The following is a 26,791-nucleotide window of genomic DNA, read 5'->3' on the forward strand; positions in this document are numbered from 1 at the left end:
CGTGTTAGCAAGGGGCATGACCGCACACACCGCGTTCACCCGTGACCTGTACGACGCCGTCATCGTGGGAGGCGGGCACAACGGTCTGGTCGCCGCCGCGTATCTGGCCCGCGCCGGACGGTCCGTCCTGGTCCTCGAACGCCTCGGCCGCACCGGCGGCGCGGCCGTCTCCACCCGCCCCTTCGACGGCATGGACGCGCGCCTCTCGCGCTACTCCTATCTGGTCTCACTGCTGCCGCACAAGATCGTTGAGGATCTGGGACTCGACTTCGCGGTCCGCAAGCGGACGGTGTCCTCCTACACCCCGGCCCTTCGCGACGGGCGCCCCGGCGGCCTCCTGGTCGGCGGAGGTCACGCGCGCACCGCCGCCTCTTTCCGTCAACTCACCGGATCCGACGCCGAGTTCGCGGCCTGGCAGTCCTTCTACGACTTGACGCGCCGGGTCGCCGAGCGGGTCTTCCCCACCCTGACCGAGCCGCTGCCGACCGCGAGCGCGCTGCGGGAGCGGATCGGGGACGACAGGGCGTGGCGGATGCTGTTCGAGGAGCCCATCGGCGTCGCGGTGGAGGACCACTTCGCCGACGACCTCGTACGGGGTGTCGTGCTCACGGACGCCCTGATCGGCACCTTCGCCGACGCCCACGACCCCTCGCTCGCCCAGAACCGCTGTCTCCTCTACCACGTGATCGGCGGCGGCACCGGCGACTGGGACGTGCCGGTGGGCGGCATGGGCGCGCTCACCGACGCGCTCGCCGCGGCCGCGCGGGCGGCCGGAGCCGAGATCGTCACCGGGCACGAGGTGAGCGCGATCCACACCGATGGCGCCGAGGCCGAGGTCGACTACGCCACGGGTGAGGCGTCCGGCACGGTCGCCGCCCGCCACGTCCTGGTCAACGCTTCCCCGCACGCCCTGGCACAACTCCTCGGCGATGTGGCACCCGAACCCGCCGAGGGCGCGCAGCTGAAGGTCAACATGCTGCTCACGCGCCTGCCACGGCTGCGGGACACCGCCGTCGACCCGCGCGAGGCCTTCGCCGGCACCTTCCATATCGCCGAGGGATACGGCCAGTTGGCGACCGCGTACGCCGAAGCCGCGCGCGGTGAACTGCCCACCGTCCCGCCCTCGGAGATCTACTGCCACTCCCTGAGCGACCCCTCGATCCTCGGTCCGGACCTCGCGGCCCGTGGCTATCAGACCCTCACCCTCTTCGGGCTCCACACCCCCGCCCGGCTCTTCGCCGACGACAACGACAAGACACGCGAACTGCTCCTCGCCGCGACGCTCGCCCAACTGGAGACCCACCTGGACGAACCGCTCGCCGACTGTCTGGCCCTGGACGCGCGGGGCCGCCCCTGTATCGAGGCGAAGACCCCGCTCGACCTGGAGCGCGATCTGCGGCTGCCCGGCGGCAACATCTTCCATCGCGCCCTCGCCTTCCCCTACGGCGACGGATCGACCGGCCGCTGGGGCGTGGAGACGGGCCACGCCAACGTCATGCTGTGCGGGGCGGGCGCCGTGCGCGGCGGTGGCGTGAGCGGCATCCCGGGCCACAACGCGGCGATGGCGGTGCTGGGCCACTGACGTGCTGCGCCCCCCGTGTGCGCCAACTAACGGTCCGTCAACTCTGTTCAGGGCACGTCTAGTTGGCGGACCTCGTCCAGCCCGCTGCCGCGATCCGCGCGGCGTCGCCCGGCCGGGACTCGTCGAACACCGCCCGGCCGTCGTGGCTGACCCGCAGGCCGTCCGCGTACACCCCGCGCCCCACGTACCGGGGTCCCGTGGTGTACCGCAGGCGCAGCCGGGCCGGCCGGCCGTGCCACGCCGCCAGGTCCGCCGCCACCCGGTGCCAGACCCGCCCCGACCACCCCGTCACCGACCCGGACGGGTGCTCCACGGGCCCGCCACCGGGGCGCGCGGCCGTGAACGGGACGGGCTGCCACGTGGCTCCCGCGTCCCGCGACGCCTCCAGGGCGAGAACGCCCACCCCCGGCTCGGTGTCCCACCACAGCGAGCACTCGAACCGGGCCCGGCCGGCCGGGGCGGGCAGCTCGGGCAGGGTCAGCGTGGCGCTCGTGGCGCGTGCCATCCCCCCGAACCACGCCGTCCCGCCGTGCGCGGGACGCACCGCGACGGCCCGCGCCAGCGCGTCGCCCGCCGCCACCCGGGGCGCGGACCCCGAGCGCCAAGTGCGCACCGGGTGAACGGAGTTGGACAACACGACCAGGAACGTGTCGGTGCTCGGGTCGAGGACGATGCTGGTGCCGGTGAACCCGGTGTGCCCCGAGCTGCGCGGCGTGGCGAGCGCGCCCATGTACCAGTGCTGGTACAGCTCGAAGCCCAGGCCGTGCTCATGGCCGGGGAAGGCCGTGTTGAAGTCGGTGAAGAGCAGGTCCACAAAGGCGGGTTCGAGGATCCGGGTCCGGCCGTAGGTGCCGCCGTTCAGGAGCGTACGGGCCAGAACGGCCAGGTCCCAGGCGCAGGAGAAGACACCGGCGTGGCCGGCGACACCACCGAGGCAGTACGCGTTCTCGTCGTGCGCCTCGCCCCACACCAGGCCCCGGTCGAGCCCCGACCACGGCCTGCGGGCGTCCTCGGTCGCGGCGATTTCGGGCTTCCAGGACGCGGGTGGGTTGTAGCGCGTGCGGCGCATCCCGAGCGGAGCGGTGATCTCGTCGTGGAGCAGCACGTCGAGCGTGCGTCCCGTGATCGCCTCCAGGACCAGCTGGAGGGAGATCAGGTTGAGGTCGGAGTAGAGATAGGCGCTGCCGGGCGGACGCGCGGGCGCCTCGTGCCAGATGAGCTTCAGCTTCTCCTCGCGGGTGGGCGCCTCGTACAGCGGGATCCAGGGCCGCAGCCCCGAGGTGTGCGTGAGCAACTGCCGCACCGTGACGCCCTGTTTGCCCGCCGCGCCGAACTCGGGCAGGTACGAGGCGACCGTCCGCTCAAGACGCAGCGCGCCGCGCTCGATCTGCTGGACGGCGAGCAGCGAGGTGAACAGTTTGGAGAGCGAGGCGAGGTCGTACACCGTGTCCTCGGCCGCCGCGATCACCTGCCCGGGCGGGAGCTCCACCGCGCCGTCGCTCTTCTCGTCGTACGCCGCATAGCGCACGGCGTCGCCGATCGCCTCGTGCAGCGCGACCGTGGCGCCGCGCCCCGCGAGCAGGACGGCGCCCGCGTACCACGGATGGCCGGGGGAGGGGCCGAGGAAGGCCCGGGCCTCCTTCACCAGGCGGTCCAGGTGCTCGGGCAGCAGCCCGGCCTGCTCGGCGCTCCCGCGCCGCAGGGTCCGCGCACGCTGCCCGGCCCCCGCTGCCCCCGGTGACGAGCCGACCATCAGCGCACCTCCAAGCCCCATGGCCGCGCGGGCGACCCGCCGTCTGCTGAAGCCCCGTACGTCATCGGCCATCGGCACACGGCCCTTTCCGGCGCGCTGAGGACTTCTTCCGTGATCACTCGGACAACGGAAACCTTCTGCCCCGGCTCCACCCGTGTCAATGACGCGGCGATGCCTGGCGGGGCGCGGCCCGGCGCGGCATGTCGTGGAGGGGGGCATGTTCGCACAGGGGCGGCGCCAAGAAACTGACGCAGCATCAGAAAATGTCTTCCCTCGTCGCCCCCGCTGCGGCATCCTGCGCCCCATGCAGACGGAGCTGAGCAGGACACTGGGCATCGAGCACGCCGTCTTCGGCTTCACGCCGTTCCCCGCGGTGGCCGCGGCCATCACCCGGGCCGGCGGTCTCGGTGTGCTCGGCGCGGTCCGCTACACCGCGCCCGACGACCTCGCGCGCGACCTCGACTGGATGCAGGAGCACACCGACGGGCTGCCCTACGGCCTCGACGTGGTGATGCCGGCCAAGAAGGTCGAAGGGGTCGGTGAGGCCGAGGTCGAGGCCATGATCCCCGAGCGGCACCGGCAGTTCGTCCGGGAGACCCTGGCCAAGCACGGCGTGCCCGAGCTCGCCGAGGGCGACGTCTCCGGCTGGCGCATCACCGGCTGGATGGAACAGGTCGCCCGCTCCCAGCTCGACGTGGCCTTCGGGTATCCGATCAAGCTCCTCGCCAACGCGCTCGGCTCACCGCCCGCCGACGTCGTCCGGCGCGCCCACGATCAGGGCGTGCCCATCGCCGCGCTCGCCGGCAGCGCCCGGCACGCCCGCCACCACGCCGACGCGGGCATCGACATTGTCGTCGCCCAGGGGTACGAGGCGGGCGGCCACACCGGGGAGATCGCCACCATGGTCCTGGTCCCCGAAGTCGTCGACGCGGTGGGCCCGTTGCCGGTCCTGGCGGCGGGCGGCATCGGCAGCGGCGAGCAGATCGCCGCCGGACTCGCGCTCGGCGCCCAGGGCGTCTGGCTCGGCTCGCTCTGGCTGACCACCACCGAGGCCGATCTGCACTCGCGGGCCCTGACCCGCAAGCTCCTCGACGCCGGCTCGGGCGACACCGTGCGCTCGCGCGCGCTGACCGGCAAGCCCGCCCGCCAGCTGCGCACCGCCTGGACCGACGCCTGGGACGATCCGGCGGGACCCGGCACCCTGCCCATGCCGCTCCAGGGCCTCCTGGTCGCCGAGGCCGTCTCCCGCATCCAGAAGTACGAGGCCGAGCCGCTGCTCGGCACCCCGGTCGGCCAGATCGTCGGACGGATGACCAGCGAACGCAGCGTCCAGGACACCTTCGACGACCTGACGCGGGGCTTCGAACGCGCCGTCGACCGCATCAACCGCATCGCAGGGAGGGACGCCCGATGAACCAGCCCCCCAACGGTTTCTGGGCCCAGGCCGAGGCCGAACCCGACCGCCGGGTCCTGATCGCGCCGGACGGCGAGGAGTGGAGCGCGGGCCGGCTGCACGGCGCCGTCAACCAGCTCGTCCACGGCCTCAGGGCCGCCGGGCTCCGGCGCGGCGACGCCTTCGCCGTCGTACTGCCCAACGGCGTCGAGTTCTTCACGGCCTACCTCGCCGCGTCCCAGGCGGGGTTCTACCTGGTGCCGGTCAACCACCACCTCGTCGGGCCCGAGATCGCCTGGATCGTCTCCGACTCCGGAGCCAAGGTGCTCATCGCCCACGAGCGGTTCGCCGACGCGGCCACCTCGGCCGCCGACGAGGCGAAGCTGCCCGCTTCGCACCGCTACGCCGTCGGCGCCATCGCGGGCTTCGCCCCGTACGCCCAACTCCTGTCCGGGCAACCCGAGTCGGCGCCCGACGACCGCACCCTCGGCTGGGTCATGAACTACACCTCCGGCACCACAGGACGCCCGCGCGGCATCCGGCGCCCGCTGCCCGGCAAGCTCCCCGAGGAGACCCACCTCGGCGGCTTCCTCGCCATCTTCGGCATCACGCCGTTCGACGACAACGTCCACCTGGTGTGCTCGCCGCTCTACCACACGGCGGTCCTCCAGTTCGCGGGCGCCTCGCTGCACATCGGGCACCGCGTCGTCCTCATGGACAAGTGGACGCCCACCGACATGCTGCGCCTCATCGACGAACAGGCCTGCACGCACACCCACATGGTGCCCACCCAGTTCCACCGGCTGCTGTCGCTGCCGGAGGAGGTGCGGGCGCGCTACGACGTCTCCTCCCTGCGGCACGCCATCCACGGCGCCGCGCCCTGCCCCGACCACGTCAAACGCGCCATGATCGACTGGTGGGGGAGCTGCGTCGAGGAGTACTACGCGGCCAGCGAGGGCGGCGGCGCCTTCGCCACCGCCGAGGACTGGCTGAAGAAGCCCGGCACCGTCGGAAAGGCCTGGCCCATCAGTGAGTTGGCGGTCTTCGACGACGACGGGGAGCGGCTGCCGGCGGGGGAGCTCGGCACGGTCTACATGAAGATGTCCACCGGTGGTTTCAGCTACCACAAGGACGAGAGCAAGACCAGGAAGAACCGCATCGGCGACTTCTTCACCGTCGGCGACCTCGGCTACCTCGACGAGGACGGCTACCTCTTCCTGCGCGACCGCAAGATCGACATGATCATCTCGGGCGGCGTCAACATCTACCCCGCCGAGATCGAGGCCGCGCTCCTGACCCACCCCGCCGTCGCGGACGCCGCCGTCTTCGGCATCCCGCACGTCGACTGGGGCGAGGAGGTCAAGGCCGTGGTCGAAGCGGCCGAGGGTTTCCAGGCGGGGGAGGAGCTGGCCGCGCGGATACTGGACCACTGCGAGGGCCGCCTCGCCGCGTACAAGCGGCCCAAGTCGGTCGACTTCATCGGCGCGATGCCGCGCGACCCCAACGGCAAGCTCTACAAACGGCGGCTGCGCGAGCCGTACTGGGAGGGCCACCGGCGCGCCATGTGACGCGCCGGACACCGCCCCGTCAACGCTGGCGCACCGGGCCGCCGTCGAGTTGAATGACGCAGCGCCGGGCGGGAAGCCGCCGGCCCCGCGCGGGAAGGGGGCAGGCGCCATGACGGAGCACGCCGAGGAGTTCGAGACCCATCGTCCGGTGCTGCTCGGGCTCGCCTACCGGCTGCTCGGCTCCCTGTGGGACGCCGAGGACGTCGTCCAGGACGCCTATCTGCGCTGGAGCCGGGTGGAGCGCGAGGAGATCAGGGACCCGCGCGCCTTCCTGATCACCGTCACGTCCCGGCTCGCCATCGACCAGCTGCGCTCGGCGCGCATGACCCGCGAGGCGTACGTCGGGCCGTGGCTGCCCGAACCCGTCGCCACCGACGCGCTCGGCCCGCTCGACACCGCCGAACTGCGCGACACCGTCGCCTACGCCACGGTCCACCTCATGGAGCGGCTTTCCCCGCCGGAGCGCGCCGTGTTCGTCCTGCGCGAGGCCTTCCAGCTGCCTTACGACGAGATCGCGTCCATCGTCGAGACGAGCGCCGCCAACTGCCGTCAGATGTACAGCAGGGCGGGACGCCACCTCGCGGCCGGCCGCGAGCGCTTCCCGCTCTCCGGCGGGGAACACGCCAGACTCCTCACCCGCTTCCTCGAAGCCGCCCGGGGCGGCGACCTCGGCGCGCTGACCGAACTGCTCGCCGAGGACGTCGTCGCCTGGAGCGACGGCGGCGGCAAGGTGTCCGCCGCGCGCCGCCCGGTCGTCGGCCGCACCAAGGTGCTCGCCTTCCTCACCGGACTGCTCAACCGGTATGAGATGGAGGCCGTTGGCATCCTCGACGTCAACGGCGCCCCTGCCCTCGCCATCACGGCCGACGGCCGGCATCAGATCGGGCTGTTCGCGCTCCGCGAGGGCCGGATCGAAGCCATCTACACCGTGCGCAACCCCGACAAGCTCACCCGGTTCTTCCCCGAGACGCAGGGGTCCGGGCCCGACGACTGGCCCTGGACGCGCTAGGAGCCCTTCCTCGTCAACTCGGCTATTGCGGAATCTGGTTGGCCGCCCCGCTGCACACCGTGGCTCCATTCCCGGCGTACTCGCCGTGCCCGGCCTCGGTCACGCCGACCGTCGCGGAGTGCTCCCGGCGGATGCGCTCGGCGCCCCAGGCCCCGAGCGGTCCGAGCGCCTGGTTGAGCGTGTGCCCGTGCTCGGTCAGGGAGTACTCGACCCGGGGCGGGACCTCGGCGTACACCTCGCGGTGCACCAGGCCGTCCTCCTCCAGCTCGCGCAGGTGCTGCGTCAGCATCTTCACCACCAGCCAGAACACCCCCGTCACCGTGCTGGGGCTCAGCCCGATGGGGCGGCGATGGCCCGTACCCTGCTTGCCGCCGGCCACTGCGTCACCGTCTGGAACCGCACCGCGAGCCGGGCCGATGACATCGTCGCGGCGGGCGCGCAACGCGCGGCGACACCCGGCGGCGCGCTCGCCGGCCGGACCCTGGTCAACCTAACGACCTTGTCGGCAGTTGGGCCGGCCGTTCCACGGTGTCAGTCGAGTTCGAGCACCGCCTTGCCGTGGAGCCGGCGGCCGAGGAGGGCCTCGGCCGCTTCTGCGGCCTTGCCCCAGCTGCCACGCCAGGAGATCTGCGGATCGAGTTCGCCTGCAAAGACACGGGCGGAGAGCCAGGCCAGGTCGGGGGCGAGGCCGGTGCAGCCGAGCAGGAAGAAGGTGGCGATCGAGCGGTCGTGGCGACCCTGGTCGCCGAAAAGGGCCCCGAACGGGAAGTGCTCGCTCTCGCCTGCCGCATGACCTACGGCTACCAGCGTGCCCCTCTCGGCCAGCACCTGGTAAGCGTCAACGAGCTGGCGGCCTCCCACCAGATCCACGACGCCGTCCACCGGCACACCGAGCACTCCCGGTTCCGCGACCACTTCGTGGGCGCCAAGGGCGCGCAGACCGTCGCCGTATGCCTCGGGGTTTCCGGTGCAGGCGATGACGTGTGCACCGCCGAGCCGGGCGAGCTGGACGGCGTAGCGTCCGGTGCCGCCTGTGGCCCCGGTGACAAGGACCCGCTTGCCGAGCAGCGGGCCGATGCGGTGCAGGGCCCGCAGGGCGGTTGCGCCCGCCACAGGGATCGTGCTGATCGCGCCGGGATCGGTGCCCGCGGGGGCCGTACCGATCAAGCCGGTGTCCACAGCGCGGAGTTCGGCCCAGGCGCCGTCGGGGCCCAGAGTGGTCACGGGGGTGCCGACGGCCGGGCCCGAGCCGTCGGCGGCGGCCTGCTCCACGATGCCGGCTGCGTCCCAGCCGAGGACCGCGCCGTCGGGTGCGTTCTCCAGGACGTGCCGGATCTCGCCGTGGTTGAAGGATGTCGCTGCCACTCGGATCAAGGCCTGGTGGGGAGCGGGCTCAGGGTCGGGGGTCTGGCCGAGCCGCAGTCCGGCGGGAGCGGAGCGGTCGACGAGCAGGGCGCGCATGGTGGTGCACCTTTCGGCAGGCATTGGCCCGGCGCTTCGGGGTGAGGCGCCGGACCATTTCTGCCACTGAGTGGCACAAGCCGTCAAGTGGCGATCGCTTCTCCATCGCGTCTTCAGTTATGCTGCCGCCATGCCTGCAGCCGCGAACGAACGACTGCCGCTGCGCGAGCGCAAGAAGCTCCGCACCCGGCAGGCGCTGATCGACACAGCCTTGGAAATGTTCACCGAGCGCGGCTTCGACGGCACGACGCTCGACGACCTCTGCGACGCAGTGGACGTCTCCAAGCGCACCTTCTTCCGCACCTTCACCAGCAAAGAAGACGTGGCCAGTGCACCGACCCAGGACCTGTGGGCGGCCTTCCTCGACGAGCTCGAAACCTGCGAACCACACGGACGCACCCTCCTGGAGACACTGCAGGACGCACTGCTCACTGCCCTGGGCCGGATGACGGCCGACGGCTGGACCCGGCGGGTGCTGCTCAGCCGACGGCTGGCGGAGAAGGCACCCTCGATGGACGCGCACAGCCGCCATTTCTGCGACCGCACCAGCCGCGCCGCGCTCACGGTCCTGCACCGTAGGCTCGATCTCGACGGCTCAGGGGATCTGCGCCCGAGGCTCGCCCTCGATGTACTGATCGCTGCGTTCCACTGCGCGCTGGACACCTGGAGGTCGCGGCCCAGCACCCCCACCCGCACCCGCCTCGCGGCCGACCTGCGTGAAGCCTTCGCCACCGTGCCCGGCAGCCTGACGCTGACCGCGAACCTGCGGAAAGCCGATTGACAGTGCCGCGCCGCTGGCTTCCTTAGATCGGCGGGCGGGCTGATACCTGTGGCGTGCTCGGCTTGCTGATGGTCGGGGCTCGGCCCTGACCTGGATGTCGCCGCACGAATTTCTCGAGTGTGAGAACGAAGCGGGCCTGCGACGGCCTTGTCCCACCCTGCCTTCACCGGTGTCTCCCGCGCACATCTCAGCAGTTTGACCGGGGAGTTGGCCGGCCCCGGCAGGCCCGGCGGGAGTCCGCGCTGTGCGAGCGGCGGGGCGGCAGGCGCCGCCGTGCGGCCGGGGGCGGACGCAAACACGAGCTGGTGTTCACCGACCGGGTGCTGGTCACCCTGGTCCATCTGCGCACTCAGCTCCCGCACGCCGCGCTCGCCGAGCTGTACGTACGCCGCCGGCCGCTCCACCGTCACCGAGGCCATCGGCGAGATCCGCCCGCTGCTGGCCGACCGAGGTTTCGCCGTCCCCGGACGGCCCGGCCTGCGGCTGCGGACGCCGGCCGATGTCTTTGCCTACGCTGCCGCCAAGGGCGTCATCCTGCGGATCGACGGTACCGAGACCCAGGTCCGCCGCCCCCGGGCACGCCGTCCCGGCCGCTGTGCGCTCGTTTCCGCGAAGAAGAAGCGGAACACTATGAAAACCACCAGGACAGCGACGGGCGGGGCCGCACCCTGTGGTCCGGGGCCGACCGGCCCGGAAGAATGCGTGACCAGACCTCGATGCGCACCGAGGGCGTCGCCGAGCAACTCCGCCTCCACCCAGAGGTGACGGCTGAGGTCGATGAGGGCTACCGGGGCCCGGCCAACGAGTTCCCTGGCCAGGTCGGCGCGCCGCCGAAGAACCCGAAGGATGACAACGCCCCGCTCGGCGAGCAGTACGCATGGCGCGAGATGCGGCGCCTCCAGTCCTCCGCGCGGATCCGTGTGGAGCACGCCAACGCCGAGCACAAGCAGTGGCGTCCGCTGCAACGCTTCATCGGGCGTCGCGAGCACTACGCCGCCACTCACCGGGCCGTCGCCGGCCTGGTCTCCGACCGCGCCGCCCAGCGACCCACCCGACACACGCCGAGCACCGAACTCGTGCTCGTCAGCTCAATGGCCTGCCGAAAAAGCCCCGAGGCACCTGGGGTCGGATGCGGGCCTGGCCCAGATGATGTACCAGGCCCAACTCGCCCTGTTTCTCTCCTCGTTGTCCGCGCTGATGCACGCGACCGCGATGCTGGGCAGCGCCGGAATGAAGGCCCAGGACGCGCTGCCGGAGCTGCTGGCCTCCGCCGACATGATCGGCGCCATCGTGCGGGCAGGCGAGGAGACCCCCGCGGCCGCACTGGACGCAGGGGACCACCCGGGCGCCTTGAGCACGGTCACCATGATGGGCGCGACGGCCGACCACATCGTGGAGACCAGCACCTCGCTCGGGCTCGACCTCGCGCTGCCCCTGGCCGTCCGGGCCCACTACCGGCACGCCATCGAGAACGGCCACGGCGGCGACAACTGGACCCGGATCATCGACAGCATCCGCACGCCGCGCTGAGCGGGGAGTGCCGGCGCCCGCCGCCGTCGCCCACGACGGGGACCGCGCACCGGCGCCGGGCGGCTCGCGGACGCGCGCGCCTTGACCCCGGCAGGCGCGGCCCCCAGGATCCAGCCATGGACGAGGTACGCAGCAGCACCGTGGACGGCGTCGTGCGCCGCAGCGCCCGCCGCACCCCCGACCGCACCGCGCTGCGGTACGCGGACCGCACCTGGAGCTATGCCGAACTGGACGCCGCCGTCTCCACCGCGGCCGCCTTCCTCACCGCACGGGGGCTCGGCAAGGGCGACCGGGTCGCCGCCTACGGCCACAACTCCGACGCCTACCTCATCGCCTTCCTCGGCTGCGCCAGGGCCGGGCTCATCCATGTGCCGGTCAACCAGCACCTCACCGGCGACGACCTGACCTACATCCTGGAGCAGTCCGGCGCCTCACTCGTCCTCGCCGACCCCGCGCTCGCCCAGCGGGTGCCCGCCGGGCTGCCCGTGGCCGCGCTGCGCGACGAGGCTGACTCGCTCCTCGCGGCGCTAGCCGAACCGGTCGCGTACCCGGGCGAGGGCGAGGCCGGCGACATCGTCCAGCTGCTCTACACCTCCGGCACCACCGCGCTGCCCAAGGGCGCGATGATGACGCACCGCGCCCTCGTCCACGCGTATGTCTCCGCCATCACGGCGCTCGACCTGCGGGCCGCCGACCGGCCCGTGCACGCGCTGCCGCTGTACCACTCGGCGCAGACCCATGTCTTCCTGCTGCCCTATCTCGCGGTGGGCGCGGACAACACCGTCCTGGACGCGCCGGATCCGGGCCAAATCTTCGACCTGGTGGAGGCGGGCCGTGCCGACTCGCTCTTCGCGCCGCCCACCGTGTGGATCGCCCTCGCCGGCCACCCCGGGTTCGCCACGCGCGACCTCGGCGGTCTGCGCAAGGCGTACTACGGCGCCTCGATCATGCCCGTGCCGGTCCTGGAGCGGCTGCGCGCGCGGCTGCCCGGGCTCGCCTTCTACAACTGCTTCGGGCAGAGCGAGATCGGGCCGCTCGCCACCGTGCTCGGGCCCGACGAGCACGAGGGGCGGATGGATTCGTGCGGGCGTCCCGTCCGGTTCGTCGAGGCCAGGGTCGTCGACGAGAACGGCGAGCCGGTCCCCGACGGCACGGCGGGCGAAGTCGTCTACCGCTCACCGCAGTTGTGCGAGGGCTACTGGGGCAAGCCGGCCGAGACGGAGGAGGCCTTCCGCGACGGCTGGTTCCACTCCGGTGACCTCGCGGTGCGTGATCGCGAGGGTTACTTCACCGTCGTCGACCGGGTGAAGGACGTCATCAACTCCGGCGGTGTCCTGATCGCCTCGCGCCAGGTGGAGGAAGCCCTGTACACCCACCCGGCGGTCGCCGAGGCCGCCGTCGTGGGCCTGCCCGACGAGCGCTGGATCGAGGCGGTGACCGCGTTCGTGGTCCGTGCCGACGAGGTGACGGAGACGCAACTCATGGACCATGTGCGCGCGTTGCTCGCCCCCTTCAAAACACCCAAGCGGGTCCTGTTCGTGGACGATCTGCCGCGCAACGCGAGCGGGAAGATCCTCAAGCGGGAGCTGCGCGACCGGTTCGCCTGACGGTCCCGGTGCGACGCCTGCCGTGGCCGGGTCCTCCCGGCTCAGCCCCTTTCCTCGCGCAGGTCCACGATGCGCTGGAACTTGCCCACCGAGCGCTCGATGGTCTCGGGGTCCACCACTTCCACCTCCACCGAGACACCGATCCCGTCCTTGACCGCCGCCACGATCGAGCGGGCCGCCGCCTCGCGGTGCTCCGGCGGGGTGTCCGCCCTGGCCTCCACCCGCACCGTCAGCGCGTCCAGGCGGCCCTGGCGGGTCAGACGCAGCTGGAAGTGCGGAGCCACACCGGGCGTGCGCAGCACGATCTCCTCGACCTGGGTGGGGAAGAGATTGACGCCGCGCAGGATGATGAGGTCGTCACTGCGCCCGGTGACCTTCTCCATCCGCCGGAACACCCGGGCCGTGCCCGGCAGCAGCCGCGTCAGGTCCCTGGTCCGGTAGCGGATCACCGGCATCGCCTCCTTGGTGAGGGAGGTGAAGACGAGCTCGCCGCGCTCACCGTCCGGCAGGACCTCGCCGGTGAGCGGGTCCACGATCTCCGGGTAGAAGTGGTCCTCCCAGATGTGCAGACCGTCCTTGGTCTCCACGCACTCCTGCGCGACGCCCGGCCCCATGACCTCCGAGAGCCCGTAGATGTCGACCGCGTCGATCGCGAACCGGTCCTCGATCTCCCGGCGCATCTCCTCCGTCCACGGCTCGGCGCCGAAGATGCCGACCTTCAAGGAGGTCGTACGGGGATCGACGCCCTGCCGCTCGAACTCGTCGAGCATCGTCAGCATGTAGGACGGGGTCACCATGATGATCTCGGGGCGGAAGTCCTGGATGAGCCGCACCTGGCGCGCCGTCATGCCGCCCGAGGCGGGGATCACCGTACAGCCGAGCCGTTCCGCGCCGTAGTGCGCGCCGAGGCCGCCGGTGAACAGCCCGTATCCGTACGCCACATGGACCTTGTGGCCCGCCCGCCCGCCCGCCGCGCGGATCGAGCGGGCCACCACGTCCGCCCAGGTGTCCAGGTCCCGCTGGGTGTAACCGACGACGGTGGGCCGGCCCGTGGTGCCGCTGGAGGCGTGGATCCTGCGGATGTCGGACTCGGGGACCGCGAACATCCCGAAGGGGTAGTGGTCGCGCAGATCGGACTTGGCGGTGAAGGGGAAGCGGGCCAGATCGGCGAGCGAGGCGCAGTCCTCGGGCCGGACCCCCGCCTCGTCGAAGCTCTTGCGGTAGAACCCGACGTTGTCGTACGCATGGCGCAGGACGGCGCGCAACCGGTCGAGCTGCAAGGCCTTGAGCTCCGGCCGGCTCAGCCGCTCCGCCTCGTCCAGCAGGGGTGCCATGAGTGCGCTCCCGTCCTCGCTCCGCCCCGCCGCCGGGGACGACGACGCGATGACACGTTGAACCGATGCAACGATGCAACGGTGACACAACGAAAAACGTTGAAAGCAGGCGACCGATCATTCGGTCGATCTGTCCGGGATCAGTAATTCAGCCCTCCGAGGGGCCCGTCAAGGCCTGTGGACAACCGGCTCCGACGCCTTCTTCGCGCCGAGGGCGAACACGATTGCCCGGCGCCCGGCCACCTGTGAAGATCATTCCATGCCCACCTTCACCAGCCACGACGGGACCGTCCTCTCCTACCGGGTGACCGGCGCGGGGGACCCGCTGATCTGCCTGCCGGGCGGGCCCGGGCGCGACTCCACCTACCTAGGCGACCTGGGCGGCCTGCCGGCGTACCGCCAGGTGGTACTCCTCGATCCGCGCGGCACGGGGGCCTCGGCGGCGCCGGCCGACCCGGCCACCTACCGCTGCGACCGCCAGGTGGCCGACGTGGAGGCGCTGCGCGTCCACCTCGGTCTCGACCGCGTCGACCTGCTCGGCCACTCGGCGGGCGGGAACCTGGCGCTGCTCTACGCCGCACGCCACCCGGACCGGACCGGCTCGCTCACCTTGATCACCCCCGGCACCCGCGCCGTGGGCATCGGCCCGGACGAGGCCGAGTGGCGCGCCGCCCTCGCGCTGCGCGAGGACGAGCCCTGGTACGAGACGGGCCGCGCGGCCTTCGAAGAGGTGTGGGCCGGGCGGCGCGAAAGGAGCGAGGTCTGGGACGCCGTCAAGCCCTTCGCCCATGGTCGTTGGGACGCGGCGGCCCAGCGCCACGAAGCCGCCGCCGCTGCCGAGACCAACCCGGACGTGGCGCCCGCCTACTACGCGGACGGCGCCTTCGACCCGCCGGCGACGCGGGCCGCGCTCGCCCGGCTCGACGCCCCCGTCCTGGTCCTCGCCGGCGGGTACGACTTCGGGCCGACCCCGGGCGTCGCCGCCGAGCTCGCCGCGCTCCTGCCCCACGCCGAACTCGCCGTGCAGCCGGGCGCGGGACACTACCCCTGGCACGACGACCCCGGAGCCTTCCTCCGTACCGTCGTCGCCTTCCTCGACCCCGGTGTCGCCAGTGTCCGGCACACCATCGGCCTCGAAGAGGGCCATGGCGTCACGCTCGCCTATCGCGTCCACGGCGAGCGGTCCGCGCCTCCCGTGGTCCTCGTGCACGGCCGGGGCGGCGACAGCCGGGACTGGGACGAGATCGCCGCCCACCTCGCGGCCACCCGCCGGGTGTACGCCCTGGACCTGCGCGGCCACGGTCTGAGCGACTGGCCGGGCGGCTACGGCTTCGAGGCGTTCCGCGACGACATCCACGGCTTCATCACCGAGCTCGGCCTCACCGGCACCGATGTGGTCGCCCACTCCATGGGCGGCGCCGCCGCCGCGCTGCTCGCCCAGGAGGCGCCCGGCCTCATCGGACGGCTCGTCCTGGAGGACATCCCGCCGCTGCTGCCGCTCGACCCGCCGCGCGGAGCCGTCGAACGCCCCGAGGGGCCGCTCACCTTCGACTGGTCCCTCGTGCCGGCGATCAACGCCCAGCTCAACGCTCCCGACCCGGACTGGCACCGGCGATTCGCCACGCTCACCACTCCGACGCTGCTCCTCGCGGGCGGTCCCACCAGCCACGTCGACCAGACGGCGCTCGTCGCGCTGGCCGATGTCATCCCCGGCGCCCGCCTCGTCGCCTTCGACACCGGCCACCTGATCCACTCCGCCGACCCGGCCGGATTCCTGGCCGCGATCGGGGAGTTCGGGATCGGGTGACCCGGCCCGGGCTTGTGCCGCGCGCCTGCCCGGTCGATGACCGGGACCCGGCGGCCGGGTCGCGGGATGCCGCCGGAGTCCCGTACGCGTGGCGCCCGTAGTTCCGTACCGTGGCGTCCGAAGTCCCGTACGGGTGACGTCAGTCGGCGTCCGCCCGCGCCGCCACGGCCCGCGCCCAGCGGTAGTCCGCCTTGCCGCTGGGCGAGCGCTGGATGCTGGGCGCTATCACCAGCCGGCGCGGCACCTTGTAGCCCGCGATCCTGGTGCGGCAGTGTGCCTGGATGTCGGCGAGCGTGGGCTCGTCCGCGCCGTCGCGGAGCTGCACCACAGCCGCCACATGGCTGCCCCACGTCGCGTCGGGCACCCCGGCCACCAGCGCGTCGTAGACATCCGGATGCGACTTGAGCGCCTGCTCCACCTCCTCCGGGTAGACCTTCTCGCCCCCTGTGTTGATGCACTGCGAGCCGCGCCCCAGCACCGTGACGATGCCGTTCTCGTCCACGGTCGCCATGTCGCCGAGGAGCACCCACCGCTCCTGGCCCTTCTGGAAGAACGTCTCGGCGGTCTTCGCGGGATCGTTGTAGTAGCCGAGCGGAACGTGCCCGCGCTGCGCGAGCCGCCCGGGCTCGCCCACGGCCACGGGTTCGTGGGTGACCGGATCCACCACCCGCGTACGCTCGTTGACTTCGAGACGGAACCCCTTCTCGGGGCCCGAGTCGTCCGTGGCCTTCCCGTTCGAACCGGACTCGGACGAACCGAAGTTGTTCAGGAGCAGCACGTTCGGCACCAGCTCCTGGAACTGCGCGCGCACCGTATCCGACATGATGGCCCCGGATGAGGAGACGCTGAACAGCGAGGACAGGTCGGTGCCCCTGAGCGGTCCGCGCAGGGCGTCCACGAGCGGCCGCAGCATCGCGTCGCCCACCAGGGAGACGCTGGACACCTTCTCCTTCTCGATGGTGCGCAGCACCTCGTGCGGCACGTACTTGCGGTGGATGACCACCCGCTGGCCGTAGTTGAAGGCGATGAACGAGGTGAGCGTCGAGGTGCCGTGCATCAGCGGGGGAGCGGGGAAGAAGGTCAGTCCGGCGCCGCCACCGGCGACCCGCTCGGCCAGTTCCTCGGGCCGCTTCACCGGCTCGCCCGCAGGGTCACCGCCGAACAACCCCGCGAAGAACAGGTCCTCCTGACGCCACATCACCCCCTTGGGCATGCCCGTGGTTCCGCCGGTGTAGATGATGAACAGGTCGTCGCCGGAGCGCGGTGCGAAGCCCCGCTCGGGCGAGCCCTCGGCCTCGGCCTGGTTGAACGCGGTGACCGCGAGGGGCGGCGCCCCCTGGGGAGCCTGCCCCACCCGGATGAGGTGGCGCAGCTTGCCCGCCCCGGGCAGCGCGCCCGCCGCCCGCTCGGTGAACTCGGCGTCGAAGACCAGCGCGGCCAGGTCGGCGTCCCGGTAGAGGTACGCCAACTCGTCCTGCACGTAACGGTAGTTGACGTTGACCGGGACCAGGCGCGCCTTGAGGGCGGCGAGGACCGTCTGGAGGTATTCGATGCCGTTGTAGAGGTGCAGGCCCAGGTGTTCGCCGGGGGTGAGTCCGGCGTCGATCAGGTGGTGGGCGAGGCGGTTCGCCGCCCGGTCCAGCTGACGGTAGGTCAGGCGGCGCTCGGCGCCGGTGCCGGGATGATCGACGTACACGAGCGCTTCGCGGTCCGGTACCACGTCGACGACGGACTCGAACAGGTCGGCAAGGTTGTACTCCACCATTCCTCCTGACTCCGGCCCCGACTGATTCCGGGGGTCATCAGAGCAAAGCCGCGCACAACTGGGAAGGGGCGGCGGAGAGGAAATCTGACTGTCTGTCAGAAAACTATTGAACTGCCACCGCCCCTCCTGCAACCTGTTCTGGGTCTGGAGACGGGAGGACGGCAATGGGTGGTACCGAACACCTCACCGTGCGGCGTGAAGGCGCCACGCTGGTGCTCACCTTGAACAGGCCGGAGGCGAAGAACGCGCTGTCGCTGCCCCTGCTGGTGGGGCTCTACGACGGCTGGCTCGAAGCCGACGCCGACGACACGGTCCGCTCGGTCGTCCTCACCGGCGCGGGCGGCGACTTCTGCGCGGGCATGGACCTCAAGACGCTCGCGGCCCGGGGCACGGCGGGGCAGGACGCGGCGGGGGACCCCTACCGTGACCGGCTTGCGGCCGACCCCGAACTGCACTGGAAGGCGATGCTGCGCAATTACCGGCCCCGCAAGCCCGTGATCGCGGCGGTCGAGGGGTACTGCGTGGCGGGCGGGACCGAGATCCTTCAGGGGACGGACATCCGCGTGGCGGGGGAGAGCGCGACGTTCGGGCTCTTCGAGGTCAGACGAGGGCTCTTTCCCATCGGGGGCTCCACGGTCCGCCTCCAGCACCAGATTCCACGGACGCACGCCCTGGAGATGCTGCTCACGGGGCGGCCCTACAGCGCGCAGGAGGCGGAGCGGATCGGGCTGGTCGGGCGGGTCGTGCCGGACGGGACCGCGCTGGAGGCGGGGCTCTCGATCGCGGCGGAGATCAACGCGTGCGGACCGCTCGCGGTCGAGGCGGTGAAGGCGTGTGTGTACGACACGGCGGCCATGGCGGAGAGCGACGGGCTCGCGGTGGAGCTGGAGCGGGGGTGGCCGATCTTCGCCACGGCCGACGCGAAGGAGGGGGCGGTGGCGTTCGCCCAGAAGCGGGCGGCGGTGTTCCGGCGGGCCTGATTTCCCCCGTTCCCTACGCGCCTCGCGGGCGCTCGCCCCCTCGCCGGACAGGCCGTGCAGGCCGCGCGGGCCGCGCAGGCCGCCGGGGGCGCCCCCGCCGTCATGTCAGACACCCCACCCAAGGAGCCCTCATGACCGCCGCCCCCTCGTCCGACGTGCTGCGTGCGCCGCTCGTCGTGGAGTTTCCCTTCACCCGGTCCCTCGGGCCGGTGCAGAGCGCGTTTCTCACCGGGTTGCGCGAACGGGTCGTGCTCGGGGCGCGGACCGGGGGCGGGAAGGTGCTCGTGCCGCCCGTCGAGTACGACCCCGTCACCGCCGAGGAGATCACCGACCTCGTCGAGGTCGCCCCGACCGGCACCGTCACCACCTGGGCCTGGAACCCCGCGCCGCGCCGCGACCAGCCGCTCGGCCGGCCCTTCGCCTGGGTGCTGGTGCGCCTGGACGGCGCCGACACCTCCCTGCTGCACGTCCTGGACGCGCCGGGGCCCGACGCCGTGCGCAGCGGGATGCGCGTCCGGATCAGGTGGGCCGAGGAGCGCGCGGGCGCCATCACCGACATCGCCTGCTTCGAACCGTACGAAGGAGCGGACGCCGGGCGTCAACCCGCCCCGCACAGCGGCGAGTTCGGCGACCCGGTGACCGGCATCGTCGCGCCCGCCCGCCTCGACTACACCTACAGTCCCGGCCGCGCCCAGTCCGCGTACATCAGTGGCCTGTCCGCGCGCAAGACCATCGGCGAACGCTGTCCCTCCTGCCAGAAGGTGTACGTGCCGCCGCGCGGCGCCTGCCCGACCTGCGGCATCGCCACGCGCGAGCGGGTGGAGGTCGGTCCCGCCGGCACCGTCACGACCTTCTGCATCGTCAACATCAAGGCCAAGAACCTGGACATCGAGGTGCCCTACGTCTACGCGCACATCGCGCTCGACGGCGCGGGTCTCGCCCTGCACGGCCGCATCGGGGGCATCCCCTACGACCAGGTCCGCATGGGGCTCAGGGTCGAACCCGTGTGGAGCGAAGGCGGCCGCTACCCCGACCACTACCGCCCCACGGGCGAGCCCGACGCCGACTACGACACGTACAAGGAGCTGATCTGATGGCGCCCACCTCTGTCGCCCGGGACGTGGCGATCGTGGCGTTCGCGCAGAGCGACCACCGGCGCCGCACCGACGAACTGTCCGAGGTCGAGCTCCTGATGCCGGTGCTGCACCAGGTCCTCGACGCGACCGGCCTGAAGACCAGCGACATCGGGTTCACCTGCTCGGGTTCGAGCGACTACCTCGCCGGGCGGGCCTTCTCCTTCACCATGGCGCTCGACGGGGTCGGCGCCTGGCCGCCGATCTCGGAGTCCCACGTGGAGATGGACGGCGCCTGGGCGCTGTACGAGGCATGGGTGAAGATCCTCACCGGCGAGGCCGACACCGCGCTCGTCTACGGGTACGGCAAGTCCTCGCCCGGCGAGGTCCGCGACGTGCTGACCCGCCAGCTCGACCCCTACTACGTGGCGCCGCTCTGGCCCGACGCGGTCGCGCTCGCCGCCCTCCAGGCGCAGTCGCTCATCGACGCGGGAGACACCGACGAGCCCGCGCTCGCCGCCATCGCCGCCCGCAGCAGGGACGCCGCAGCGGCCAACCCCCATGCCCAGGTGCGGGGTGCACGCCCGCAGGGTGACCATCTGGTGCGTCCGCTGCGCACCGGTGACTGCCCGCCGGTCGGCGACGGCGCGGCCGCCGTGATCCTCGCCGCCGGCGACCGGGCCCGTGAGCTGTGCGCGCGCCCCGCCTGGATCCGAGGCATGGACCATCGCATCGAGGCGCACGCGCTCGGCGTGCGCGACCTGACCGACTCGCCCTCCACGCGCCTGGCCGCCGAACGGGCCGGAGTCTTCGAACGGCCCGTCGACACCGCCGAGTTGCACGCACCCTTCAGCTCGCAGGAGGTCGTCCTGCGCAAGGCGCTGCGGCTCGGTGACGACGTCAGCGTGAACCCGTCGGGCGGCGCGCTCGGCGCCAACCCCGTCATGGCCGCCGGGCTCATCAGGCTCGGCGAGGCCGCCGCCCGCGTCCACCGGGGGGACTCCGACCGGGCCCTCGCGCACGCCACGTCGGGACCCTGCCTCCAGCAGAACCTGGTCGCCGTCCTTGAGGGGGAGTCATGAGCAAGGAACCCGTGGCCGTCGTCGGGGTCGGCCAGACCAAACACGTGGCCGCCCGGCACGACGTCTCCATCGCCGGACTCGTCCGCGAGGCAGCCAGGCGCGCGCTCGATGACGCCCAGTTGACGTGGTCCGACATCGACGCCGTGGTCATCGGCAAGGCGCCGGACTTCTTCGAAGGCGTGATGATGCCGGAGCTGTACCTCGCCGACGCGCTCGGCGCGGTCGGCAAACCCATGCTGCGGGTGCACACCGCCGGCTCGGTCGGCGGCTCGACCGCCCTCGTCGCCGCCAACCTGGTCGCCGCCCGCGTCCACACCACCGTCTTGACCCTCGCCTTCGAGAAGCAGTCCGAGTCCAACGCCATGTGGGGCCTGTCCCTGCCGGTGCCCTTCACCCAGCCGCTGCTCGCCGGGGCGGGCGGCTTCTTCGCCCCGCACATACGGGCCTACATGCGGCGCACCGGCGCCCCGGACACCGTGGGCTCCCTGGTCGCCTACAAGGACCGCCGCAACGCCCTGAAGAACCCCTACGCGCACCTCCACGAGCACGACATCACCCTGGAGAAGGTCCAGGCCTCCCCGATGCTGTGGGACCCGGTCCGCTACTCCGAGACGTGCCCCTCGTCCGACGGCGCCTGCGCGATGGTCCTCACCGACCGGGCGGGCGCGGCCAGGGCGCCGCGCCCCGTGGCCTGGGTGCACGGCGGCGCGATGCGCAGTGAGCCGACGCTGTTCGCGGGCAAGGACTTCGTGTCGCCCCAGGCCGGCAAGGACTGCGCGGCCGAGGTGTACCGCCAGGCCGGCGTCACCGACCCGCGCCGCGAGATCGACGCCGTCGAAATGTACGTCCCGTTCTCCTGGTACGAGCCCATGTGGCTGGAGAATCTGGGCTTCGCCGCCGAGGGCGAGGGGTGGAAACTCACCGAGGCGGGCGTCACGGAACTCGACGGGGACCTGCCCGTGAACCCCTCGGGCGGCGTCCTGTCCACCAACCCCATCGGCGCCTCCGGCATGATCCGCTTCGCGGAGGCCGCGCTCCAGGTGCGCGGCCTCGCGGGCGAACACCAGGTGGAGGGCGCCCGCAAGGCGCTCGGCCACGCCTACGGCGGCGGCTCCCAGTTCTTCTCGATGTGGCTCGTCGGCGCCGAACCCCCCGCCCGCTGACGGCGGTTCGCTCCGGAGGGACCCGGTGATCCCTACGCGGCCTGTCCGCAGCGGCGGGTGCTCGCTAGTGTGGCCCCGGACGCGAAGAACCGGGGAGGAGCACACACGTGGCCGACACCACCACCCAGGACGCCCTGGGGAGCCTCGCGGGGCACACCCGTTCCGGCTGGGACAAGCCGGAGCTCGATCTCACCAAGGCCGAGTGGCAGTCGAGCAGTCAGGGGGCGGGGGACGTCCAGATCGCCTTCGTCGAGGGTTACATCGCCCTGCGCAACAGCAGGAGCCCCGGCAGCTCGCCGCTGATCTTCGGCCCGGCGGAGTGGCGGGCCTTCGTGATCAACGCCAAGGACGGTGAGTTCGACCTCACCTGAGGGCCGGCGTGCGCGGGCGGAGGGGCGTCGAGAGGTCCGACCCCCTCAACGCCCGCGCCCCGCACGCCACTTGAGGCAGTCTCCGCGCCTCAGCCCTCGGCGGCCTGGTCCGGGAACAACTGGGCCCAGGGCCGCTGCCGGCCCTCGCTGACGGCGGCGATGCCCGCCTCGCCATACCGCGCCGTCTCGAGCGACCAGGCCAGGTTGCCGCTCATCAGGGCCCGCATCCCGTCCACATAGTCGTCCACCTGTGCCCGCACCAGCGGGGGCAGCCCGGTCCTGGCCAGCTGGGCGCCGAATTCGGTGGTGAGCTCCTGGAAGCGGGCCACCCGCTCGTTGGTCAGGGCCGCCACCCGCCGCAGCGCGTGCTCCACGGTGCACATCTCCTGCCGGAGCAGAATGATCACGCTGTTGTTGACGTCGCCCGCCGCGAGCTCCTTGTCCACGGACACCATGTCGTTCACGAAGATCACCACATCGGCGGTGATCTCCCGCATCTTCGCCAGCGGCTCGCCCTCGTGCAGCTCCCTCGGCAGTGTGTAGCCGCCACAGCGCTCCACCAGGTCCAGACAGGGCTGCACGCCTATGGAGTCACGCCGGCCGCGCAGGAATCCCGGAAGCGACAGGGTGCCGTTGCGCGTCCGGTTCAGCGCCTCCCAGTGATACGCCGTCAGATACTCCCGCCAGTGCGCACGGAAGCGGTCCTGCCACAGCAACGGCGTGCCCGCGGTCACCCGTTGCCACAGATCACGGAAGCTCGCCGCCAGCCGGTTGGTCGCCTCGCCCGGCACCGGCGGCTCGTCGCTCATGGTGCGCAGCACCGTGTCGATCTGGCGCAGGACGACATCGGGACGCTTGCCGAGCGGCCCGTCGAACTGGTCGTCGAAGACGAAGAACCAGGCGTTGAGATCGGTCGCGAGCGCCAGATGGGCGTCCGAGGCGTCCGGATAGAAGTACGCCATCAGCCGTTCCAGGCCCATCGCGTCATATTCGGCCGTCGCCTGCTCACCGGCCAGCATGCCGTACTCATGGAGCCAGTCGAGGGTGTGCCGCCGGGCAAGCCCGTGCCGGGGGTGCCGGCGGGCGGGAAAAGGTATGTCGACGAGCCCGGTCCGCGTCCGCGCCGACCGGACCTTGCCAGTGCTGGTCATGCGGCACCGCCTCCTTAGTACTCATACGTGATTCCCTGTGCCTTCCCCGCGCGTTTCCATCATCAACGGGCCGACTGCCGGGGTGAAGGCGTCGCGCGCCGGAGCCCGACAGCGCGTGGGGGCGTACACGGTACGGCGTGGCCCCCCCTTCCCGGTCGTCCGATCCGAACATTCTCGGATCCAGCCAACTTAATGCGTCAAGCAGGAGACGGGAGTTGGATATTCATGTCACGGTACGTGTCCGGGGCGTAGGCTCGGTGTTACTGCCAGAAGGGGACCGCTGTGGCGGAGATGAGGGGCCGGGGCGGCGTACCGCACCGGACGCTCTTTGAGCGCGACGAAGAACTGATGCTGTTCGACACCATGTTGAACGACCTGTGCGGCCGCGCGGGCGAAGGGAGCGCGCCCAACGGCGGACTGCTCGCCATCGCCGGTGCCGGCGGCCTGGGCAAGACGACACTGGTGGCCGAGATCCGCCGCAAGGCCGCGGCGCGTGGCTGCACCCTGCTGGCCGCGCGCGGCAGCGAGCTGGAGGAGAGCGTGGCCTTCCACGTCGTACGCCAGCTCGTGCAGCCGGTGCTCGCCGCGACGAGCGAGGACGAGCACCGCGAGATACTGGGGAGTTGGTACGACATCGTCGCGCCGGCGGTGGGTCTGGTCGCGGGAGGCAGCGGCGTCGCACCCGACCCGCAGGGCGTCCGGGACGGCCTCGACTGGCTCATGACCCGGTTCGCCGTCAAGTACGCGCCCGTGGTGCTCGTCGTGGACGACGCGCACTGGGCGGACGAGGAGACGCTGGCCTGGCTGACCGCGTTCGCGCTGCGCGCCGGCGACCTGCCGCTCCTGATCGTCGTCGCCTACCGGCCCGAGGAACTGCCGCGCCACGCCGCCGAGTTCCGCCGCCTCGCCGCCCGGCACGGCTCGCGCCCGCTCGACCTGTCGCCGTTCACTCCGGCCGCCGTCGCCGACCTCGTGCGCGACGTCCTCGGCACGGAGGCCGACGACCTGTTCGCCCGCGAATGCTGGACGCTGACCGCGGGCAACCCCTACGAGGCGGTCGAGCTCGTCGCCAGGATCCGCGACCGGGGCATCAAACCGCAGTACGCCAACGCGGGCGAACTGCGCGAACTGGCCTCCGCCGTGACCGGCACCGGCCTCATCGAACGCCTCGACCGACTCGGCCCCTCCGCGGTCCGGCTCACCTGGGCCGTCGCCGTGCTCGGCACCGACGCCCGTAAGGACATGGCAGCCGGCGTCGCCGGACTCGGCGCCGAGGAGATGGCCGACGCCGTGGACCGGCTGCGCGAGGCCCGTATCCTCGCCGCCGCGCAGGACCACCCGGGCCGGCTCGACTTCTTCCACCCGCTCGTCGCCACCGCCGTCTACCGCTCCATCCCCTCGGCCATGCGCGTCGCGATGCACGGCCAGGCCGCCTACGCGGTGAGCGAGGCCGGACTCGGTGCGACATCGGCGGCCCGGCACATCCTGGAGATGCACCCGGACAACGACCGGTGGGCCGTGCGCCAGCTGCGGGCCGCCGCCTCCGAATATCGCCGCGCCGGCGCCCCGGACGCGGCGAGGCGCTGCCTGGCTCGCGCCCTGCGCGAACCTCCCGCCATCGAGGAGCGCGCCGAAGTCCTCTACGAACTGGGCTGCTCGGCGCTCCTGAACGAACCCGCCACCACGGTCAACCACCTCAAGGCCGCCCTTGAGGAACCCGAACTCGCCCCGAGGCTGCGCGAGTCCGTCACCTACCGACTGGCCCAGGCACTGGCGCACACCGACCGCATGGCCGAGGCCGCTGCGGTCGTCGCAGCCGAGGCCAAGCACTCCACCAGCGCCCGCACCCGGCTGCGCATGCAGGCCGAGACGTTCCAGTGGAACGCCTTCCGCGCCGACGAGGAGGACTCACCGGCCCGCTCGCGCAGCCTGGCCCGGCTCGCCGACCACCTGACGAGCCGTGGCAAGGCCGAGCGCTACATCCTGGGCCTGCGCGCCTGGGACGCGATGGTGCGCGGCGAGCCCGCGGAGACCGCCCTGCGCTACGCCGAGGAGGCGCTGGAGGGCGGGCTGCCCTGGACCGACGACGACTGGGGCTTCGAGGTCCCCGTCCTGGTCGCGCTCACCTTCATGTACTGCGACCAGCCCGGACGCGCGGACGAACTGTTCACCGAGGGCATCGCCGACTGCGAACGCAAGGGCTGGCGCGGCGCCCATCTGTCCCTGGGCCTGACGCTGCTCGGCTACATCAAGTTCCACCGGGGCCGGCTGGCCGAGGCCGAGAACCTGGTGCACAGCGGACTGCGGATCGCCGACCGCGTGGGACATCAGATCCCCGCCCAGTGGTTCGCCATCGGCATCCTCATCGAGGTCCTGCTCGCCCGGGGCCGGGTCCAGGAGGCCCAGGACCTCTCCGACTCCTACAACTACGGCCAGGTCGTGCCCAACGCCGTGATCTACCCCGACTCCGAGACCGTCTACAGCGAGCTCTTGATCGCCCGGGGCCTGCGCACCGACGCCGAGGAACGGCTGCGGGCGGTGGGCCGCAGGCTCGACCCGCGCGGCATGCGCAACCCCATGTGGTGCCCGTGGCGGCCCCTGCTCGCCCAGACGATCGCCCACACCGACCCCGTCGAGGCGGCGGCCGTCGCGCAGGAAGGGGTGGAGATCGCCCGGCGCTTCGGCACACCGGGCGCCGTCGGCCGCGCCCTGCACGCGGCCGCCAAGGTCACCTCGGGAGCCGACAGCCTGGCCCTGATGGCCGAGGCCGTCCGCCAGCTCGAACGGTCCCCGGCCGCCTACGAGCTGGCGCAGGCCCTGGTCGACCACGGCGCGATGCTCAGCCGCGCAGGACTGCCCCAGGACGCGGCCGACCGTCTGATGCGCGGTCTGGAGAGCGCCGCGCTGTGCGGGGCCGACGCGCTGGCCGCACGGGCCCGCGAGGAACTGGCCGCGTCCGGGCTCCGCCCGCTCCAACTGCGCGCCATCGACTCCGACCTGCTGACGGCGCAGGAGAAGGCGGTGGCCGAGCGGGCGGCGCAGGGCTGGGAGAACCAGCGGATCGCGGAGGAGCTGGGCACCAAGGAGCGCACGGTGGAGCTGCTCCTGTCGGGCGCCTTCCGCAAGCTCGGCACCAACCGCGACGGCCTCGCGGGACTGCTCCCGCGCCAGCCCCGTGGCTCCGGCAGCCGAGGAGTGCCCGGCCGCTGATCCGCCTCCCGGTGACCCCGGCTCCCCAGCCGTCCGGGCAGGGGAGCCGGGGTCTCGCGTGCGGCGGGACGCCGCGGGTGCGCAGCCGCTCGGCCCGCTCGGCGAGGGGGGGCGCCGACCCGCCCAGCGTCCCGGGCCCGGCTCCGCCCGGTCGCCGGGGGCACGTACCAT

The 26,791-nt window shown here is 72.2% G+C and carries 19 protein-coding genes and 2 pseudogenes; 15 read left to right on the plus strand and 6 right to left on the minus strand.

From position 1 onward, the window contains the following. Nucleotides 1–16: 16 nt before the first annotated feature. The gene (locus tag ACFYM2_RS16105) at nucleotides 17–1,582 is read left to right on the plus strand and encodes an NAD(P)/FAD-dependent oxidoreductase (RefSeq protein WP_358995887.1); all 1,566 of its coding nucleotides are present in this window, start codon (nucleotides 17–19) and stop codon (nucleotides 1,580–1,582) included. 58 nt (nucleotides 1,583–1,640) lie between these two features. Here ACFYM2_RS16105 and ACFYM2_RS16110 read toward each other — a convergent pair whose 3' ends face one another. Beyond that, nucleotides 1,641–3,407, minus strand: a complete 1,767-nt coding sequence (locus tag ACFYM2_RS16110) for a serine hydrolase (protein WP_388836662.1) — start codon at nucleotides 3,405–3,407, stop codon at nucleotides 1,641–1,643. Nucleotides 3,408–3,639: 232 nt separating this feature from the next. Here ACFYM2_RS16110 and ACFYM2_RS16115 point away from each other — a divergent pair, with 232 nt between their 5' ends. The 3 genes from ACFYM2_RS16115 (at nucleotide 3,640) to ACFYM2_RS16125 (ending at nucleotide 7,305) form a co-directional block, all read left to right on the plus strand. Then, nucleotides 3,640–4,749 (plus strand): nitronate monooxygenase family protein, encoded by a 1,110-nt coding sequence (locus tag ACFYM2_RS16115; RefSeq protein WP_358995892.1) that lies wholly within the window; start codon nucleotides 3,640–3,642, stop codon nucleotides 4,747–4,749. Next, entirely contained in the window at nucleotides 4,746–6,296 is a 1,551-nt protein-coding gene (locus ACFYM2_RS16120) for an acyl-CoA synthetase (RefSeq protein WP_388836665.1), read from the plus strand. Before ACFYM2_RS16115 ends, ACFYM2_RS16120 begins: the two co-directional genes overlap by 4 nt. A 109-nt stretch (nucleotides 6,297–6,405) precedes the next feature. Next, a complete protein-coding gene (locus tag ACFYM2_RS16125; protein ID WP_388456777.1) occupies nucleotides 6,406–7,305 on the plus strand; it encodes an RNA polymerase sigma-70 factor in 900 nt (299 codons plus the stop codon). 22 nt (nucleotides 7,306–7,327) lie between these two features. On the opposite strand, the gene ACFYM2_RS16130 is transcribed toward ACFYM2_RS16125, so the two are convergent. After that, complete coding sequence (locus tag ACFYM2_RS16130) at nucleotides 7,328–7,645, minus strand: winged helix-turn-helix transcriptional regulator (protein ID WP_388836744.1); 318 nt, start codon at nucleotides 7,643–7,645, stop codon at nucleotides 7,328–7,330. Between the two features lie 9 nt (nucleotides 7,646–7,654). Here ACFYM2_RS16130 and ACFYM2_RS16135 point away from each other — a divergent pair. After that, nucleotides 7,655–7,729: pseudogene (locus ACFYM2_RS16135) on the plus strand (hypothetical protein); the annotation flags it as partial. Between the two features lie 107 nt (nucleotides 7,730–7,836). On the opposite strand, the gene ACFYM2_RS16140 reads toward ACFYM2_RS16135, so the two are convergent. After that, on the minus strand, nucleotides 7,837–8,766 hold the full coding sequence (locus ACFYM2_RS16140; protein WP_388836669.1) for a zinc-binding dehydrogenase: 930 nt from the start codon (nucleotides 8,764–8,766) through the stop codon (nucleotides 7,837–7,839). A gap of 130 nt (nucleotides 8,767–8,896) precedes the next feature. Here ACFYM2_RS16140 and ACFYM2_RS16145 point away from each other — a divergent pair, with 130 nt between their 5' ends. The 3 genes and pseudogenes from ACFYM2_RS16145 (at nucleotide 8,897) to ACFYM2_RS16155 (ending at nucleotide 12,684) form a co-directional block, all read left to right on the plus strand. Further along, nucleotides 8,897–9,547, plus strand: coding sequence for a TetR/AcrR family transcriptional regulator (locus ACFYM2_RS16145; protein ID WP_388836673.1), 651 nt, complete (start codon nucleotides 8,897–8,899; stop codon nucleotides 9,545–9,547). A 1,107-nt stretch (nucleotides 9,548–10,654) separates the two neighbouring features. Further along, nucleotides 10,655–11,077, plus strand: a pseudogene (locus ACFYM2_RS16150) (NAD(P)-dependent oxidoreductase); the annotation flags it as partial. A 116-nt stretch (nucleotides 11,078–11,193) separates the two neighbouring features. Then, complete coding sequence (locus tag ACFYM2_RS16155) at nucleotides 11,194–12,684, plus strand: acyl-CoA synthetase (protein WP_388836676.1); 1,491 nt, start codon at nucleotides 11,194–11,196, stop codon at nucleotides 12,682–12,684. 41 nt (nucleotides 12,685–12,725) lie between these two features. Here ACFYM2_RS16155 and paaK read toward each other — a convergent pair whose 3' ends face one another. Next, nucleotides 12,726–14,018, minus strand: a complete 1,293-nt coding sequence (gene paaK, locus ACFYM2_RS16160) for a phenylacetate--CoA ligase PaaK (RefSeq protein WP_388836679.1) — start codon at nucleotides 14,016–14,018, stop codon at nucleotides 12,726–12,728. Between the two features lie 259 nt (nucleotides 14,019–14,277). On the opposite strand from paaK, the gene ACFYM2_RS16165 reads away from it, so the two are divergent. Then, on the plus strand, nucleotides 14,278–15,825 hold the full coding sequence (locus tag ACFYM2_RS16165; protein ID WP_388836682.1) for an alpha/beta fold hydrolase: 1,548 nt from the start codon (nucleotides 14,278–14,280) through the stop codon (nucleotides 15,823–15,825). Between the two features lie 139 nt (nucleotides 15,826–15,964). On the opposite strand, the gene ACFYM2_RS16170 is transcribed toward ACFYM2_RS16165, so the two are convergent. Beyond that, nucleotides 15,965–17,587: an acyl-CoA synthetase gene (locus ACFYM2_RS16170; RefSeq protein WP_388836747.1), complete on the minus strand. Its 1,623-nt coding sequence runs from the start codon at nucleotides 17,585–17,587 to the stop codon at nucleotides 15,965–15,967. A 167-nt stretch (nucleotides 17,588–17,754) separates the two neighbouring features. Here ACFYM2_RS16170 and ACFYM2_RS16175 point away from each other — a divergent pair, with 167 nt between their 5' ends. The 5 genes from ACFYM2_RS16175 to ACFYM2_RS16195 all read left to right on the plus strand — a co-directional run bounded on the left by ACFYM2_RS16175 (nucleotide 17,755) and on the right by ACFYM2_RS16195 (nucleotide 22,259). Beyond that, nucleotides 17,755–18,570: a crotonase/enoyl-CoA hydratase family protein gene (locus tag ACFYM2_RS16175; protein ID WP_388836685.1), complete on the plus strand. Its 816-nt coding sequence runs from the start codon at nucleotides 17,755–17,757 to the stop codon at nucleotides 18,568–18,570. A 131-nt stretch (nucleotides 18,571–18,701) separates the two neighbouring features. Continuing rightward, a complete protein-coding gene (locus tag ACFYM2_RS16180) occupies nucleotides 18,702–19,664 on the plus strand; it encodes a Zn-ribbon domain-containing OB-fold protein (RefSeq protein WP_388836688.1) in 963 nt (320 codons plus the stop codon). Further along, nucleotides 19,664–20,725, plus strand: coding sequence for a thiolase domain-containing protein (locus ACFYM2_RS16185; protein ID WP_388836691.1), 1,062 nt, complete (start codon nucleotides 19,664–19,666; stop codon nucleotides 20,723–20,725). Before ACFYM2_RS16180 ends, ACFYM2_RS16185 begins: the two co-directional genes overlap by 1 nt. Next, nucleotides 20,722–21,888 (plus strand): thiolase domain-containing protein, encoded by a 1,167-nt coding sequence (locus ACFYM2_RS16190; RefSeq protein ID WP_358995928.1) that lies wholly within the window; start codon nucleotides 20,722–20,724, stop codon nucleotides 21,886–21,888. Before ACFYM2_RS16185 ends, ACFYM2_RS16190 begins: the two co-directional genes overlap by 4 nt. 107 nt (nucleotides 21,889–21,995) lie before the next feature. After that, on the plus strand, nucleotides 21,996–22,259 hold the full coding sequence (locus ACFYM2_RS16195; RefSeq protein WP_388456764.1) for a DUF397 domain-containing protein: 264 nt from the start codon (nucleotides 21,996–21,998) through the stop codon (nucleotides 22,257–22,259). 89 nt (nucleotides 22,260–22,348) lie between these two features. On the opposite strand, the gene ACFYM2_RS16200 is transcribed toward ACFYM2_RS16195, so the two are convergent. Beyond that, nucleotides 22,349–23,410 (minus strand): isoafricanol synthase, encoded by a 1,062-nt coding sequence (locus tag ACFYM2_RS16200; protein ID WP_358995931.1) that lies wholly within the window; start codon nucleotides 23,408–23,410, stop codon nucleotides 22,349–22,351. A 291-nt stretch (nucleotides 23,411–23,701) separates the two neighbouring features. Between ACFYM2_RS16200 and ACFYM2_RS16205 the strand changes: the two genes are divergently transcribed. Then, entirely contained in the window at nucleotides 23,702–26,620 is a 2,919-nt protein-coding gene (locus tag ACFYM2_RS16205) for an ATP-binding protein (protein ID WP_388836750.1), read from the plus strand. The last annotated feature ends 171 nt before the right edge of the window (nucleotides 26,621–26,791 follow it).

This window comes from Streptomyces sp. NPDC006711 (genome assembly GCF_042869775.1).
In the GTDB taxonomy this organism is placed as follows: domain Bacteria; phylum Actinomycetota; class Actinomycetes; order Streptomycetales; family Streptomycetaceae; genus Streptomyces.